A 13586-nucleotide genomic window follows, 5' to 3' on the forward strand; every position below is an offset into this window, starting at 1 on the left:
CGGCCCGGGCGCCTGCCCGCCAAGATGGGATCAGGAGCCCAGTGCGACCGCGGCCGGTTCCAGTTCGCCATCGGCGCCGGTCCAGGCCTGCCGCAGGCGCTCGAAGCCACCGCTGCCAAGCAGGAAGCCCGGCCACGCCGATTCAACGATCTGTGCCAGCAGCTCCGCATCAATGCGCCGGGTTCCCATCGACCAGCGCGGAAACGCCCGCTGCGCCACCGGCGCGCGGCACAGCACCTTCAGCTGGCCATGGCTGCGCGCATTGACGATGCGCTGGTACACCGAATCGATACCGTCCTCCGGGCCTTCCAGGTACTGCAGGAAACGGCTGCCATCGAACATCAGCACACCGGTGACACCGGCTACACGGTTGAATGCCGTGGCATCGGCCAGCAGGCGGTCAAGATCGGTTGTCTGCAGATCGGCGCGGGCCTCACTGGCATAGGCAATCGCGTGCAGCGACATCGTGCGGCTCCCCCCCTGGGAACGATGGTTGGGACTATGACATGAATGGGAGCGACAGTTAAACACGCTGCCGCTCCACGGCAATCCAGCTGCGATTCTGCAGCTGGGCTACAATCGGCGCCGCGCTGCAGGCCCGGATGGCGAAACTGGTAGACGCATCGGACTTAAAATCCGCCGGGGGCAACCCCATGCCGGTTCGATTCCGGCTCCGGGCACCAACCGCGCTGCGCGAGTACACCTTAGATTGCACGCGAGTAACGCGGCTGTTCATGCGCCGCGCGCAGGTAGGGGTCGAAACACATCGCCAGCAGCCGCAGCAGCGGCCGACCCGGCTCGCTGGCGCGCACTACACCGTCGCGGTATTCGGCCAGGCCGTCTTCCTGCAACCGCTGCACCGAACGCAGGTCCTCGGCGAAGTACTGCTCGAAATCGACGCCATGGCGCTGGCCCAGCACGGCACCGTCCACCTCGCCCTGGCACATCAGCTGCTGGATGAGTTCAGCGCGCAGCTGGTCGTCGGCGCTCAGTGCCACGCCGCGCCAGACCGGCAGCTGGCCCTGGTCCACCGCGTCCTCCCACGACGGCAGGTCGCGCGGATTCTGGCTGTAGGTGGCACCGATATGACTGATCGCACTCACGCCCAGGCCGAGCAGGTCGGTATCGGCGTGGGTGGTATAGCCCATGAAGTTGCGATGCAGCTGGCCGGCACGCTGCGCGCGCGACAGGTCCTCTTCCGGCAGCGCGAAGTGATCCATGCCGATGTACTGGTAACCCGCAGCAGAAAGCTTCTCCACCGCCAGGCCCAGCAGCGCCAGCTTGTCTTCCGGTGAAGGCAACCGGCGCTCGTCGATCTGCTTCTGCGCGCGGAACAGGTGTGGCAGGTGTGCGTAGCCATACACCGCCAGGCGATCCGGTCGCAATGCCAGCACTCGTTCCAGGGTGCGGCCGAATCCCTGCAGGCTCTGTCCAGGCAGCCCATAGATCAGGTCGACGTTGACAGAGCGCATGCCGCTGTCGCGGCAGGCATGCAGGATGTCCAGCGTCTGCTGCACGCCCTGTATGCGGTTGATCGATTCCTGCACATGCGGATCGAAATCCTGCACGCCCAGGCTGGCCCGGTTGAAGCCCAGCCGCGCCAGCATGGCGACATCGCGGGTATCGATGAAGCGCGGATCGAGTTCGATCGAGAAATCGCGCTGCGGCGAATCGCTGAAATCGAAGCGCCGGCGCAGCCCCTCCACCAGCGTGGTCATCGCCTCGGCCTCGAGGAAGTTCGGCGTACCACCGCCCAGATGCAGCTGGATGACCTCACGGCCGTCCTCGAACTGCGGCGCCAGCAGGTCGGCCTCGGCCAGCACGCGCGCGACGTAGCTGTGGCCCCGACCGCGGTCGCGGGTGATCACCCGGTTGCAGCCGCAGTAGAAGCAGGGGCTGGAGCAGAACGGCACATGCACGTACAGCGACAGCGCGCGCGCCAGCTGGTTGCTGTCGGCGATCGCCTGGCGCAGGGCCGGCGCGTCGAAGCCATCGTGGAAGTGCGGCGCGGTCGGATACGAGGTGTAGCGCGGCCCCGGCCGGTCATGCCGGCGCAGCAGGTCGGGGTCGAAGGTCCAGGCCAGGCCACCGGCGGCGGGAGAGAACGTGTCCATGCCGCCAGCATCGCGCCGGACCACCATGACCGCCTTGACCCAGATCAATCGCGGGTGGGGATTCCCAGCACCGGCAGACCCACCTGCGGCCAGCGCAGCATCTGGTAGCGCTTCCAGAAGGTGTCACCGATGCGCGCGGCGACGTCGTTGGCCAGCTCCTGCATCGGCGGGTTGCCGCACTCGGCGGTGGTGATCCGGAACAGCACCAGCCAGCGATCGAACAAGTCCTTGTCCAGCTCGATGGCCATGTGCTTGGACATCGGCGAGCCCTTGAAGCGGCGCGTGCCGCGCAGCATCGCCGACCAGAAATCGACCAGCTGCGCCAGATGTTCCGGCCAGTCGTGGACATGCGCCTGGAACACCGGCCCCAACCGCTCTTCCTCGCGCACGCGCGCATAGAAGTCGTGGACCAGGCGGGTCACTTCCTGCTCGGTACACAACTCGGGCGAGGCGACGGCAAGAACAGGCGGCGGTGTTGCGTTCATCGGGGTACCCAAAGCGTGCCGGCAGCGTGCCCCAGCCGGGCCGCACCGCCGTTGATCCAGATCAATGTCGGCGCAGTCCGCTGCACCTAGGCTGGCACGCCTGCAGGAAACATGCCCTGCGGATGCTGCGCCGGCCTCGGCGGAGTATACGCGCCGCCCTCATTCCGATCCGGGACAGCATGAACAGACCCTCTCCCAGCCGCCGCCAGCAGCTGATCCAGCACTGGGGCGCCATCCTCTGGCCAAGCTTCATCGCGGCCGGCGTGGCCAGCGTGGTGTTCTTCGCCTTCGTCGACCCGCTGCGGTTGCAGGCGATCAGCTTCCCGGGCAAGGCGATCAGCCGTGAACTGGGCTATACGGCAGGATTCTTCATGTTCTGGTCGGTGACCGCACTTTCCAGCGCAGTCACCTGGTACCTGCAGCGGCCCCTGCCGAGCGATGACGACGACGAGCTGCCGCTGGGATGAGTACGCCCTGTACCGGAACCGGAACCCCACGCCCCTGGCGTTGGCGCGGCGCGCTCAGCGCGCTCTTGCTGGTCCTGTTCTATGCCCTGCCATGGCTGCGCTGGAATGGACACCAGGCCCTGCTGCTGGACATCAACGCACGGCGCTTCGACCTGTTCGGCTGGACGTTGTGGCCCGGCGATGTCGGCGTGCTGATCGGGTTGCTGGCGGTGCTGGCGGTGGGCCTTGCGCTGCTCACCCACCTCGCCGGCCGCATCTGGTGCGGTCATGCCTGCCCGCAGACGCTGTGGCGTCGTGCCTTCGACTGGATCGCGCACGGCATGGCCAAGGTCTTGCCAGTGCCAGCCGTGCGCCCGGCCACCCAGGTCGCCTGGGGGTTGCTGTCGCTGTGGACTGGCATCACCTTCGTCGGCCTGTTCAGCCCGATCGCCGGACTGCTGGCCGCCGCTCCGCATGCCGGCTGGAGCGGCTGGGAAACATTCTGGGTGCTGTTCTATGCCGCCGCCACCTGGGGCAATGCCGGCTTCCTGCGCGAGCAGGTGTGCCGTTCGCTGTGCCCGTTCGCGCGCATGCAACCACTGCTGATCGATCCACATACACCACGCATGCTGTACGACGCGCGCCGCGGCGAACCGCGCGGCATGCGCCCTCCGGGCATGGGGGGCGTGCTCGGACGCGGACGCGGCCTGCTCGACCCGACCACCGCACAGGACTACGTGTTCCGCGCCGCACATCCGCTGCTGGCCGGACCGATGCCCACCTTCAGCGCCGATCGCCTGGGCGACTGCACCGACTGCGCCGCGTGTGTCAGCGCCTGCCCGATGCAGCTGGACATCCGCCAGGGACCGCAGGCCGATTGCCTGGCCTGCGGCGCCTGCCTGGACGCCTGCTCGCGGCAGCAGCACCAGGCCGGTTTCGGCCCGGGGCTGGTGCGCTACTGCAGTCCGCAGGCCATGGCCGGGCAACCGCGGCAATGGTGGCGACCGCGGACCCTGGCACTGCTGTCAATGCTGCTGGCGCTGTTGGCCTGTGGCGCCTGGCGCCTGCTTTGAATCAACGGGTCAACGCGGCCCGTTGGCGTGCGGCGGCACCAGCTGCGCACGTCGGACGATGCCGAGCTGTTCGATGATCAGCGCCATTTCATTGGTGACTTCGGTACGCTCGGTCCCCTGCGGGACCAGGCGGTCCAGCACCTGCTGGTAGGTATCCCAGAACGCCGGACCGCATCCGTGTTTGTGATAACTGGCTTCCAGTTCGCGGCGTACCCGTTCAGCCAAGCCATGCATGCCGTATTCCATACGACCTCCGTTGGACTTGTTCTGCATCGTTGACGGTCTACCGACTCACTTGCGAGCTACTGAAAGACTCCCGGGCTTCACGCCCGGTTGATGCCAATTAGTCATAGATTTCACGACAGGTCAATTACATGCAGCGACTTTCGTGATCGAAATTATTAATCGTTCACGAAACCACATACGGGATGGCAGGCTTCCCGGATGGGCCGGAGCCGACAACCTACCCGATTCCTCCAGCCTCTGCCCTGGTAGGCCTCATCGATAGCCCGACCCCGTTCCATCGAAGTTTCCTATGTTGCTAAGCATACTTAGCAAATGGCACTTAGAGTGCTATATGCGACAAAAGGCGGCGCAGTTGAGGCTTATTCGCCCTGCGTGGCTTCAGTTGCCGGGAACAGGTTGGGATAGCGCTGATGCAGGATGTATTGGCGTAACGCAGGAATCGGGAAATCCTTGGGCCATTGCGACACTGCAGATCGGCTTATGCCAAAAAAGCGCGCCAGTTCGGCATCGGTGCGGAAACCCAGCCGGGTGCGCACCTGCCCCTTGCTCCAGAATTCGGTCACGGTCGGTCCTTCTGTTAACCAGACTTATTCTTGGAACAAGGGATCTTTGCGATCCACGCGTTAAGCTGGCTTGCATAGATGAATACTCTCGGCCAACGACTCGCCATTGCCATGAAGAAAGCCGGGCACCCTCGCCCGGCCGATCTGGCCCGCGCCGCCGATTCGACGACGGCAACCATCAGCAACTGGCTCAACGACCACGTCAGCCCCGCCCATGTGAAGGCCGAACAGCTGTTCCGCATCGCCGATGCGGCCAAGCTGGACGCGCGTGAACTGCTGTATGGCGTGAGCGGGCTTGGCGTCGGTGAGCGGGGCAATACCTATATCCCCAGCCAGGCCCACCTGGATGTCTGGCAGGACGCCTACGAACTGGTCAGCCATCTGGTGGAAGAGAAGGGCCTGGAGATCGACCACCGCCGCCACGCGGCCCTGGACCTGCTGGCCTTCGAACTGCTGATGGACGGCTTCAGCCGCAGCAAGGTCATCCGGGTGCTGACGACCTCGATGACGTGAATGCACTACCGCTGGTAGCATGGTCGCCGATGGGGATGGGGCTCCCCCGATAACCGCCTGAAAGGGCTGATGGCTCCTGCCAGGACGAACCGGCGTTCGTCGATGGCAGGCCGTGCCTGCCCTCGGCGTTCGCCATCGAATCAGCGAACCCGTACCCGAGGCACGTGATGCACGCATTGAACAACTACTTGCTGGTCTTCATCGGCGGCGGGCTCGGCGCCTGCCTTCGCCATGCCTGCAACCTGATCGGTACGCGGGTGGCAGTCGGCAGCCCGTGGCCATGGTCGACCTTCCTGATCAACATCAGCGGCGCGCTGCTGATGGGCGTGCTGGTCGAAGCCTTCGCCCTGCGCAATGGCGCCTCGCCGCAGCTGCGCCTGCTGCTGGCCACCGGCGTTCTCGGCGGCTACACCACGTTCTCCACCTATGCGCTGGAAATCGGCGTGCTGCTGCAGCGCGGCCAGCACGGCCTGGCAGCGTTGTACGCCGGCGGTTCGGTGGCACTGGGCCTGGTCGGCCTGTTCGGTGGCATGAAACTGGCCCGGCTGGTGCTGGGCTGAAGCTCAGGCCGCGCCGGCGCGGGCCTGCCCACGCCACTCGCGCGGCGACTGCCCGGTGTGCGCCTTGAATGCGCGCGACAGCGCGGCTTCGCTGCCGTACCCCACATCGTCGGCAATCCGCTTGAGCGGTCTGCCCTGGCGCAGTGCCTGCTGCGCCAGGCCCACCCGCCAGCCCTGCAGGTATTGACCGGGCGTGGTGCCCATCGCCTCACGGAAACTGGCAGCAAACACGCTGCGTGACATGCCGGCGACCTCGGCCAGATCTTCCAGGGTCCAGGACTGTGCGGGCGCTTCATGCATCGCCACCAGCGCCAGCCGCAGCCGCGGATGACCCAGCCCGGCAAACAGGCCACCACGCATTTCGCCACCTTCCATCAGCTGGCGCAGCACCTGGATCATCACCACCTCGAACAGCCGGTTGACCATCGCCGCACGCCCGCAGCGCTGCTCGAAGGCTTCCTCGAACAGCAGTTCCAGCGCTGCGTTGCCGCCGTACAGATCGGCCAGCGGCAGGCAGATGAAATCGGGCAATGCGGCGCTGATCGGGTTGAGCCGTCCACCCTCGAAATGCAGGTTGGCGCAGGCCATGTCGGCGCCGTGCTGCGGATCGGTACTGAACCGATGCGGCATCGGCCGCGGGTACAGCAGCAGGCTCGGCACCTCGACCTGCACGGTCTGCTGGCCGTGGCTGACCTGCAGCGGGCCACGTCGCACCAGGTGCAACTGCCCGGCTTCATCCTCGCCCTCCAGCGTGTTGATGCCGCACAGCGCGCCGGCATGGAACACCGAGGCGGTGACCGAAAAACGTTCCAGCAGAATGGCGAGACGGTCGACCATGACGGGACTCCGGGTCAAGCGAGACTAACTCAATGTGACAGATCGTATCGGAATCGGCGGTTGAGGGGGCGGCACTGGCTGAGTGATCCGTCTCGGATTCATGCAGCTGCGCCAGCATGACGACGGCCGCCTGGTGCTGCGCTACGCCGGGTCTGCCTCGGTATAGCGCATCACCACGAAGCGCTCTTCCGCGGCCGGTGCAACGAAGTGGCGGGTGATACGTTCGAACTCCTCGTCGCTGGCCTGGAACGGTTGTTCGCCGAGAGCATTGCGCGCGCGCAGCCGCGCCTTACAGACCTCGTCGGCAACATCCAGGAAATGCAGCTGGTGCGCGGCTCCCTCCGGTTCGAACAGCTCGCGCGCCCATGCCCGCGCGGCCGGCGTGTTGAAAGGGAAATCGAGCACCACCGAGACGCCCATGCGCAGCAATGTGCGCAGATGATCGGCCAGCACATTGCGCAACGTGGCTGCACGCTGCAGATAGTCGGCAATGGAATGGATTTCGCCCGGATACAGCGCCGCCAGCCACGTGTCTTCACTGATCAATACGTGGCGCGGCTTCAACGCCAGCTGCTGCGACAGGGTGGATTTGCCGGCACCGATCTTGCCGCACACCAGGTGCAGGGTCGGCGCAGCGTCGTTCGATGAAAGGTCGTGCATCTGCATTCTCCTTGGTGGATTCATTACCCGGGAGAGCGCTGCATGCAACCCGCCTTCCCGGGCAGGTTGCCTGGCCGTGATGACCGCGCGCTACCCCGCCTTTCCGTGGGGAATGCGGATAATCGACGCGATGCTGTGCAGGGCCATGCCGCCAGCGTAGAGCGCGGCACCGCCGACCGGCAATGCCCTGCGGCAGTGCAGCGCGCGCAAGGTGGTGCAGGGATCTATGCTCGGCGCCATTCCCGCATGGAATGACCCCGATGCGACCCTTGCTTCGATGCGCACTTGCCCTCTGCCTGCTGCCCTGGATCACATCGCTGGCTGCACCGCCGCCAGCAGCGCGTACGCTCAGCGGCGAGCGGCAGGGCGCACCGTGGCGGCTGGATGTGCCTGCCGACTGGAACGGCGACCTGGTAATGCTGGCCCATGGCTATGAACCGGTCGGCGTGCCGCGCACCGCCCCCATGGCGGCCAATGACAGCACCGCACCACTGCTGGCAGCAGGTTACGCCGTCGCGCAGAGCGCCTATGCCAGCCAGGGCTGGGCGGTGGCCGATGCGATCACCGACATGGAACGCCTGCGCCAGCAGGCAGTGGGTGAACTCAAGCATGTCCGCCACACCTGGATGCTGGGATTCTCGATGGGCGGTGCCGTGACCATCGGAAGCCTCGAACGCTTCCCGCAGCACTACACCGGCGGTGTATCGCTGTGCGGCGCCAATCTCAGTGGCGAACAGATCGCGACCGATCTGCTGACCACGCTGGTCGCGTTCGATTACTTGTTCCCCCAGGCTGATGGGCTGCCGCCCACCGGCCTGCTATCGCGCGAAGCGGCGGCGCTGCCGCAGGGCGAGTTGTACCAGGGCATCGCCAATGCACTGCAACGTGATCCGTCGCACGCCGCAGTGCTGGCACGGCGGCTGCAGGTCTCCGCTGATGCACTGGCCGGCACGATCAGCCTGCACGCGCTGGTCCTGCATGAACTGGCTGCACGGAGCGGCGGCATGCCGATGGGCAACATCGGCGTGGTCTACAGCGGCTTTGGCGATGACACCGCGTTCAATGCCGGCGTGCAGCGTGTCAGCGCTGTTCCCGCGGCGCAGGCGCATGTCCGCAACTCGCTGGCAATCACCGGCGCACTGAAGCGACCGCTGGTGATCCAGTTCAACCACAACGACCCGACCATCGTGCCGCACATGCAGACGGTGTATCCGCAATTGGCCGTACGGGCTGGCGCACGCCCGCTGCCACGCGTGTTGCCGCCGCTGGGCGAAGGACACTGTGGTTTTTCTGGGACACAGGTGGTCGACGCCTTGAAAGCAGTGCAACGCTGAGTCCATCGCGTGCCGCAACGCATCACCACCGCGCGGGAAGGGGCTGCTCGGGTGGCGTGTGTCGTTCAGCCGCCAAGGCCTCGGCCTGACCAGCATGGTGCTGCACAATGCACGCCGCCCGATCGGCATGCAGGGCCAGGCGCTGACCGTGCGAGCGCAACCATGACGGGCCCAGTCAGCCGCCCAGCGTGCCCATCGTGAAGGTGTAGCCCGAGCTCATCAGGAATTCGCGCATGCGCATTTCCGCGCGCCGCGGTGAGGCCAGGCTGGCCGGCGCATACAGCGCATACACCAGGCCCGATCCCTCGATATGCTCGCGGCGGACCTCGCAGCGGGCGGTTTCCGAGGCAATCACCCATCCGTCCTTCAGCCGCTCCGGCCCGATGGATTGCCCGTTCTTCAACCGAAAGGTCAGCCAACGCACATCTGCCATGACTTTGCTCATTTCCGTTTCGCTCCGTGGCTGAAGCGACGCGTGATGTCCTTGCTCGACATTGCGGCTCCCTGAGACGTGGAACCCGACCATAGCGCCTTTCCATGTCGTGGCCTGCTGAGACTGGCGGCCGCGGCATGCGAGCTGCCGCACGGGTTCCCTCGCGGCGTCGGAAATGGCGACGGCAGGGAGCGTCCTGCCGGCGCAGTTCACAGGCAGGGAACCCGACTCACGCAGCGCGGTCGCTGCCCTGGTTCAAGGCGTGCAGCGCATCGGCCAGCGCCTGGATTTCGGCACGCAGGGCCAGCCGCTGCAACCACCGCCCGGGGATTCCGCGCGCACCATGGAATGCGCCCGCCAGCTGCCCCGCGATGGCGGCCGTGGTGTCGGCGTCCTCGCCAAGATTGGCCGCCTCGAGTACGACGGCTTCAAAGGTGTCGTGGCGATCAAAGCACCAGAGTGCAGCTTCGACACTGTCGACAACATAGCCATTGCCACGGATCTGCTCACGCGCGGCACCGCGGTAGCCGCCCGCCGCGATCTGCTGCAGCCGCGCGCTCTCGACGGGGACATTGCTGAGATCCAGCACCGCGTCACGGGTGCCACCTGCCAACGCCCGCTCCAGCGCGACCGCCAGCAAGCGGCACGCCTCCAGGCACTCCTGCGCAGCGTGCGTCGTTCGCGAACTCAGCTCGGCCATTGCCTGCAGGTCGGGGGTCCCGGCGTAGCGCAATGCCACCGGCGCCAAACGCATGATCGAGCCATTGCCAGCGCTGCGTGGGTCGTCACTACCCGCCAGCGGATGGCCATCCTGCAGGAACCGGTCGATCGCAGCCCGCGTTGCCATACCGATATCGAAGCACTCGCCGGTCGCACTCCAGTACCCATGCCGGTACCAGTTGGCGTAGCGGTTCATCTGATCGTGCACATCGAAGGTGTCACAACGCACCAGGCTCTCGGCCAGGCACATCGCCATGGAGGTATCGTCGGTCCATTGCCCCGGCTGCAGCTGGAACGGCCCACCGCCCACCATGTCGGTGATCGGGGTGAAGCTGCCACGAGGCTTGAACTCCAGCGTGGTACCGACGGCATCGCCGCACGCGAGGCCGAGCAAGGCGCCGCGGAAGTGATCAATCTGGTTCATCAGACCAGTGTAGCGCCACCGGATCCGCCATGACTGGCCGCCAGGCCGCGCAACGATCGCGCAAGCGGGAAAGCAATCGTAGCCAACAAAAAAGCCCTGACCGGAGTCAGGGCTTTTCAATTGGAGGCCTCAAGCGGAATCGAACCGCTGTAAACGGATTTGCAATCCGGTGCATAGCCACTCTGCCATGAGGCCAACGTACTGCGCGCCAGGAACGGAACCCTGACAAGACAAAACCCCATGATGGGGCCTGTCGGAACATGGAGCGGGAAACGAGACTCGAACTCGCGACCTCAACCTTGGCAAGGTTGCGCTCTACCAACTGAGCTATTCCCGCGTAAGCCGACATGCTACCGGAAATCCGGAAAACACACCAGCGATTTCACCTTTCTGACTGCGCGCAAAGCCTTGTGGCTCAACGTGCCCCGCCTTGCCGTGGCGGGAGAAAAACAAGGCCCCTGCCGGGGCCCTGTAGAATCTGGAGCGGGAAACGAGACTCGAACTCGCGACCTCAACCTTGGCAAGGTTGCGCTCTACCAACTGAGCTATTCCCGCAGATTCCGTTCGACCTGCGTCGAAGGAGCGCTATTGTGTCCAAATTCCTTCACGCCGTCAACAGTCTTCACATCATGCGGTCACGGGCGTCCGCACTGGGGTACGCTGCCCCGCCCAGCCCCATGCGCCCATGTTCCTTCGCGGCAAACCCTTGTTGATCGCCCTGATGCTGCATCTGCTGGTGGCGCTGCTGTACTGGGCATTGATTCCGCTGGGAATGAACTGGTATCGCGACCATTTCGGCTTCACCGCCCATCGCGACATCGGCCTGGGCGTCGCCCAGTTCCATCTGTTCTGGATGTTCATTGGCGCCCAACTGCTGATCGCAGTGTTGCGGCCATTGTTCGCCAAGCTGCTGGTGCTGGCGGCGCCGCTGGCGTTCGCCAGCTGGACGCTGATGCACGACCATCCGCTGCGCCTGGTGTACTTCACCGCTGGACCTGGCCTGCTGGCACTGGCCGCAATCGCCGCAAGCCTGCGCTATTCGTCGCGGGCAACCTCCCGCTACACCACGGACACCACCGATGCCTAGACGTTACATCCGCCTGTTCTGGCTGCTGGTCGCGCTGACCTGGCTGGCGCTGATCGCCGCACTGGTCAATGCCGGCTTCACTCCGGACTACTGGCTGCTGCACCACCTGGAAGGCGCCGAACTGCCCTACCCGACCAGCACCGTCATCGTCTTCGCGTTGCTGGGCACCGTCGAACTGGTGGTAGCCGCCTTGATCGTGCGGCCGTGGAGACTGAAACGCCTGTGGCTGCGCCTGCTGATCGCCTTCGCCCTTCTGCTGCTGTGGTCGGTGCCGTGGATGCTGTCGGCGATGCATCAGCCGCCGGTACAAGGCATGCATCTGCTGTGGCTGCTGCTGTTGGACGTGGGCCTGCTGCTGGCGCTGTGCATGGTGTCGGCGGTGAGCGCGTGGCGGGCGTTCAGGCGTCGAGGGCGCGCGGATGCGCCCCCGTTGCAGCACTAGGCCTACTTCCGGAATTCCACCCGCACATGCTGGCCGAAGCGCGCCTTGGCCTCGCCATCGAACTCCAGCACGCACTCCACCACCTTGGCCACGCCACGCCCCGCGTCTTCAGGCAGGCGAGCCTGCGCGAACACCGGGCTGATGCGTACCACGCGTGCGGGCGGCAGCGTGCTGGCGTTCTCGGCACCATCGCTGTCTGGCACCACGGTGGCCCTCATGCCGACCTGCACGGCATCGGCGTAGGCCGCGCTGAGTTCGGCACGTACCTGCAGCGGGCGCGCCGGCAGCAGTGATATCGCCGGCTTGCCGGCCTGCACGAAGGCGCCGAGGCCCGGCACCTGGCTGACCACGGTGCCGGCTTCCGGCGCGCTCAGCGACATCTGCTGCAGTTTCAGCCTGGCGTGTTCCAGCTTGTGCTGGGCCATGTCGACCTGCGCACCGGCCACGTCGACATCGGCGCGTACGCCAGCCAGCTGCTGCTTGGCCGCATCGGCCTGCTGGTTGGACGACACGCCTTCGCTCGCACCCGTGGACAGGCGGGTGGCATTGCGCTCCAGTTCGCGCAGCTGCGCCTGGCTGCCCTTCAGGCGGTCATTGGCCAGTGCGAGATCAGCGGTGGCCATCGCCACTTCCTGCTGCAGCAGCGCACCGTCCAGCGACAGCAGAAGCTGCCCCTTCTTCACCGTGGCGCCCTCCTTCACCAGCGCGGCGGTGATCGAACCATCCACCGGCGGCGCCAGCGCGATCAGGCCACCCTCGACATCGATGATGCCGCGCGCCACCGCAACCTTGCCGGCGGTGGCAGTGCTGGCTTTACCTGCAGGTGCCTGGGCGGGCGCGTCCCTGGAACAGGCGCAAAGCAGCAGTGCCGCGGACAGTACCAGGCTGAGGGGAAGCAGGTGCGACGTCTTGGTCATGGGGCGGACTCTACGGTTTCGTTCTGGCGGCGGTCATCACGGACCATGCCGTCTTCCATGGCGATCACCCGATCGGCATGCCGGATCAGGCGCGGATCGTGGCTCACGCACAGCACGGTGGCGCCATGCGCACGTGCGTAGCGATGCAGGATGTCGATCACGCGCTGGCCGTTCTCGGCGTCCAGCGCGCTGGTGGGTTCGTCGGCGAAGATCAGTGTCGGCGACTTGGCGAAGGCACGGGCGACGGCCACACGCTGCTTCTCACCGCCGGACAACTGCGCCGGGCGCATGTGGCTGCGGTGGCTGAGGCCCACTTCTTCCAGCGCCTTGCGCGCCAGCGGCTCGCTTTCGCGATTGCGCATGCCGCGGTAGCCCAGCGGCAGCTGCACCTGCTCCAGCGCAGTCAGTGCCGGGAACAGGTTGAAGCCCTGGAACACGAAGCCGACATGGTGCAGGCGGAAGCGCTCCACCTCGCCGCGGGTCATGTGGCCCACGTCCTGACCCAGCGCGTGCACGCGACCGCCATCCGGCGCGGACAGGCCGGACAGCAGCGACAGCAGCGTGCTCTTGCCGCACCCCGAAGGGCCCGAGACCAGGGTCAACTCGCCCGGATAGATGTCCAGCGACAGGCCGCGCAGCACCGGCACCTGTACATCGCCGGACATGAAGCCTTTTTCCAGTGCGTCGGCCTGCAACGTGGGGGCGACGGCATGTTTGGAGGTCATCGGCCGG

The 13586-nt window shown here is 65.9% G+C and carries 18 protein-coding genes, 4 tRNA genes and 1 riboswitch; of the genes, 8 read left to right on the plus strand and 14 right to left on the minus strand.

Translation table 11 applies throughout. The features are described from left to right. Positions 1-30: 30 nt before the first annotated feature. Complete coding sequence (locus J3A72_RS16865) at positions 31-465, minus strand: BLUF domain-containing protein (protein WP_014646679.1); 435 nt, start codon at positions 463-465, stop codon at positions 31-33. A 131-nt stretch (positions 466-596) separates the two neighbouring features. On the opposite strand from J3A72_RS16865, the gene J3A72_RS16870 reads away from it, so the two are divergent. After that, positions 597-683: transfer RNA gene (locus tag J3A72_RS16870), tRNA-Leu, on the plus strand. A gap of 21 nt (positions 684-704) precedes the next feature. On the opposite strand, the gene hemN is transcribed toward J3A72_RS16870, so the two are convergent. Together hemN and J3A72_RS16880 are read right to left on the minus strand one after the other, a co-directional pair. Further along, positions 705-2114 carry an oxygen-independent coproporphyrinogen III oxidase gene (gene hemN / locus J3A72_RS16875; RefSeq protein ID WP_041864131.1) on the minus strand — a complete coding sequence of 470 codons (1410 nt, stop codon included), beginning with the start codon at positions 2112-2114 and terminating at the stop codon, positions 705-707. 44 nt (positions 2115-2158) lie between these two features. After that, entirely contained in the window at positions 2159-2599 is a 441-nt protein-coding gene (locus tag J3A72_RS16880) for a group III truncated hemoglobin (RefSeq protein ID WP_032959292.1), read from the minus strand. Positions 2600-2778: 179 nt separating this feature from the next. On the opposite strand from J3A72_RS16880, the gene J3A72_RS16885 reads away from it, so the two are divergent. Further along, complete coding sequence (locus J3A72_RS16885) at positions 2779-3066, plus strand: hypothetical protein (protein ID WP_075076751.1); 288 nt, start codon at positions 2779-2781, stop codon at positions 3064-3066. Beyond that, on the plus strand, positions 3063-4118 hold the full coding sequence (locus J3A72_RS16890; RefSeq protein ID WP_049442294.1) for a 4Fe-4S dicluster domain-containing protein: 1056 nt from the start codon (positions 3063-3065) through the stop codon (positions 4116-4118). The genes J3A72_RS16885 and J3A72_RS16890 overlap by 4 nt, the downstream gene beginning before the upstream one ends. A gap of 9 nt (positions 4119-4127) precedes the next feature. Here the strand turns inward: J3A72_RS16890 and J3A72_RS16895 are convergent, their stop codons facing one another. Both J3A72_RS16895 and J3A72_RS16900 read right to left on the minus strand, forming a co-directional pair. Next, the gene (locus tag J3A72_RS16895; protein ID WP_005416001.1) at positions 4128-4364 is read right to left on the minus strand and encodes a hypothetical protein; all 237 of its coding nucleotides are present in this window, start codon (positions 4362-4364) and stop codon (positions 4128-4130) included. 359 nt (positions 4365-4723) lie between these two features. Continuing rightward, positions 4724-4927, minus strand: coding sequence for a hypothetical protein (locus J3A72_RS16900; protein WP_014646673.1), 204 nt, complete (start codon positions 4925-4927; stop codon positions 4724-4726). Between the two features lie 111 nt (positions 4928-5038). On the opposite strand from J3A72_RS16900, the gene J3A72_RS16905 reads away from it, so the two are divergent. After that, on the plus strand, positions 5039-5440 hold the full coding sequence (locus J3A72_RS16905; protein ID WP_005415999.1) for a helix-turn-helix transcriptional regulator: 402 nt from the start codon (positions 5039-5041) through the stop codon (positions 5438-5440). 22 nt (positions 5441-5462) lie between these two features. Next, positions 5463-5526: riboswitch (Fluoride riboswitch) on the plus strand. Between the two features lie 81 nt (positions 5527-5607). After that, positions 5608-6000, plus strand: coding sequence for a fluoride efflux transporter CrcB (crcB, locus tag J3A72_RS16910; RefSeq protein ID WP_014646672.1), 393 nt, complete (start codon positions 5608-5610; stop codon positions 5998-6000). 3 nt (positions 6001-6003) lie between these two features. On the opposite strand, the gene J3A72_RS16915 is transcribed toward crcB, so the two are convergent. Both J3A72_RS16915 and J3A72_RS16920 read right to left on the minus strand, forming a co-directional pair. Further along, positions 6004-6837, minus strand: a complete 834-nt coding sequence (locus J3A72_RS16915) for an AraC family transcriptional regulator (protein ID WP_014646671.1) — start codon at positions 6835-6837, stop codon at positions 6004-6006. A 141-nt stretch (positions 6838-6978) separates the two neighbouring features. Further along, positions 6979-7497: an ATP-binding protein gene (locus J3A72_RS16920; RefSeq protein ID WP_075076755.1), complete on the minus strand. Its 519-nt coding sequence runs from the start codon at positions 7495-7497 to the stop codon at positions 6979-6981. 260 nt (positions 7498-7757) lie between these two features. Between J3A72_RS16920 and J3A72_RS16925 the strand changes: the two genes are divergently transcribed. Further along, the gene (locus J3A72_RS16925; protein WP_075076753.1) at positions 7758-8831 is read left to right on the plus strand and encodes a hypothetical protein; all 1074 of its coding nucleotides are present in this window, start codon (positions 7758-7760) and stop codon (positions 8829-8831) included. Between the two features lie 175 nt (positions 8832-9006). Here J3A72_RS16925 and J3A72_RS16930 read toward each other — a convergent pair whose 3' ends face one another. The 5 genes from J3A72_RS16930 to J3A72_RS16950 all read right to left on the minus strand — a co-directional run bounded on the left by J3A72_RS16930 (position 9007) and on the right by J3A72_RS16950 (position 10963). Beyond that, positions 9007-9276, minus strand: a complete 270-nt coding sequence (locus J3A72_RS16930; RefSeq protein ID WP_032959304.1) for a hypothetical protein — start codon at positions 9274-9276, stop codon at positions 9007-9009. 217 nt (positions 9277-9493) lie between these two features. Next, positions 9494-10408, minus strand: a complete 915-nt coding sequence (locus tag J3A72_RS16935; protein ID WP_014646667.1) for an ADP-ribosylglycohydrolase family protein — start codon at positions 10406-10408, stop codon at positions 9494-9496. Positions 10409-10529: 121 nt separating this feature from the next. After that, a tRNA-Cys gene (locus J3A72_RS16940) sits at positions 10530-10603 on the minus strand. Between the two features lie 66 nt (positions 10604-10669). Further along, positions 10670-10745: transfer RNA gene (locus tag J3A72_RS16945), tRNA-Gly, on the minus strand. 142 nt (positions 10746-10887) lie between these two features. Beyond that, a tRNA-Gly gene (locus J3A72_RS16950) sits at positions 10888-10963 on the minus strand. A gap of 130 nt (positions 10964-11093) precedes the next feature. Here J3A72_RS16950 and J3A72_RS16955 point away from each other — a divergent pair. Both J3A72_RS16955 and J3A72_RS16960 read left to right on the plus strand, forming a co-directional pair. Beyond that, positions 11094-11495 (plus strand): hypothetical protein, encoded by a 402-nt coding sequence (locus tag J3A72_RS16955; protein WP_209572057.1) that lies wholly within the window; start codon positions 11094-11096, stop codon positions 11493-11495. Then, a complete protein-coding gene (locus J3A72_RS16960) occupies positions 11488-11937 on the plus strand; it encodes a hypothetical protein (protein ID WP_014646638.1) in 450 nt (149 codons plus the stop codon). The genes J3A72_RS16955 and J3A72_RS16960 overlap by 8 nt, the downstream gene beginning before the upstream one ends. 2 nt (positions 11938-11939) lie before the next feature. Here J3A72_RS16960 and J3A72_RS16965 read toward each other — a convergent pair whose 3' ends face one another. Next, positions 11940-12854: an HlyD family efflux transporter periplasmic adaptor subunit gene (locus tag J3A72_RS16965; protein WP_075075705.1), complete on the minus strand. Its 915-nt coding sequence runs from the start codon at positions 12852-12854 to the stop codon at positions 11940-11942. After that, positions 12851-13579 (minus strand): ABC transporter ATP-binding protein, encoded by a 729-nt coding sequence (locus tag J3A72_RS16970; RefSeq protein WP_032959314.1) that lies wholly within the window; start codon positions 13577-13579, stop codon positions 12851-12853. Before J3A72_RS16970 ends, J3A72_RS16965 begins: the two co-directional genes overlap by 4 nt. Positions 13580-13586 lie beyond the last annotated feature (7 nt).

Origin of the sequence: Stenotrophomonas sp. PvP093 (genome assembly GCF_017876915.1) — a bacterium.
GTDB classification, from domain to species: domain Bacteria; phylum Pseudomonadota; class Gammaproteobacteria; order Xanthomonadales; family Xanthomonadaceae; genus Stenotrophomonas; species Stenotrophomonas muris.

What these genes read in the sequence shown, in the direction of transcription:
- J3A72_RS16905 (WP_005415999.1), top strand. Translation starts at nt 5,039, where the DNA reads ATGAAGAAAGCCGGGCACCCTCGCCCGGCCGATCTGGCCCGCGCCGCC.
- J3A72_RS16920 (WP_075076755.1), bottom strand. Translation starts at nt 7,497, where the DNA reads ATGCACGACCTTTCATCGAACGACGCTGCGCCGACCCTGCACCTGGTG.
- J3A72_RS16895 (WP_005416001.1), bottom strand. Translation starts at nt 4,364, where the DNA reads ATGGAATACGGCATGCATGGCTTGGCTGAACGGGTACGCCGCGAACTG.
- J3A72_RS16915 (WP_014646671.1), bottom strand. Translation starts at nt 6,837, where the DNA reads ATGGTCGACCGTCTCGCCATTCTGCTGGAACGTTTTTCGGTCACCGCC.
- J3A72_RS16865 (WP_014646679.1), bottom strand. Translation starts at nt 465, where the DNA reads ATGTCGCTGCACGCGATTGCCTATGCCAGTGAGGCCCGCGCCGATCTG.
- J3A72_RS16885 (WP_075076751.1), top strand. Translation starts at nt 2,779, where the DNA reads ATGAACAGACCCTCTCCCAGCCGCCGCCAGCAGCTGATCCAGCACTGG.
- hemN (WP_041864131.1), bottom strand. Translation starts at nt 2,114, where the DNA reads ATGGACACGTTCTCTCCCGCCGCCGGTGGCCTGGCCTGGACCTTCGAC.
- J3A72_RS16955 (WP_209572057.1), top strand. Translation starts at nt 11,094, where the DNA reads ATGTTCCTTCGCGGCAAACCCTTGTTGATCGCCCTGATGCTGCATCTG.
- J3A72_RS16965 (WP_075075705.1), bottom strand. Translation starts at nt 12,854, where the DNA reads ATGACCAAGACGTCGCACCTGCTTCCCCTCAGCCTGGTACTGTCCGCG.
- J3A72_RS16925 (WP_075076753.1), top strand. Translation starts at nt 7,758, where the DNA reads ATGCGACCCTTGCTTCGATGCGCACTTGCCCTCTGCCTGCTGCCCTGG.
- J3A72_RS16970 (WP_032959314.1), bottom strand. Translation starts at nt 13,579, where the DNA reads ATGACCTCCAAACATGCCGTCGCCCCCACGTTGCAGGCCGACGCACTG.
- crcB (WP_014646672.1), top strand. Translation starts at nt 5,608, where the DNA reads ATGCACGCATTGAACAACTACTTGCTGGTCTTCATCGGCGGCGGGCTC.
- J3A72_RS16930 (WP_032959304.1), bottom strand. Translation starts at nt 9,276, where the DNA reads ATGAGCAAAGTCATGGCAGATGTGCGTTGGCTGACCTTTCGGTTGAAG.
- J3A72_RS16890 (WP_049442294.1), top strand. Translation starts at nt 3,063, where the DNA reads ATGAGTACGCCCTGTACCGGAACCGGAACCCCACGCCCCTGGCGTTGG.
- J3A72_RS16935 (WP_014646667.1), bottom strand. Translation starts at nt 10,408, where the DNA reads ATGAACCAGATTGATCACTTCCGCGGCGCCTTGCTCGGCCTCGCGTGC.
- J3A72_RS16960 (WP_014646638.1), top strand. Translation starts at nt 11,488, where the DNA reads ATGCCTAGACGTTACATCCGCCTGTTCTGGCTGCTGGTCGCGCTGACC.
- J3A72_RS16880 (WP_032959292.1), bottom strand. Translation starts at nt 2,599, where the DNA reads ATGAACGCAACACCGCCGCCTGTTCTTGCCGTCGCCTCGCCCGAGTTG.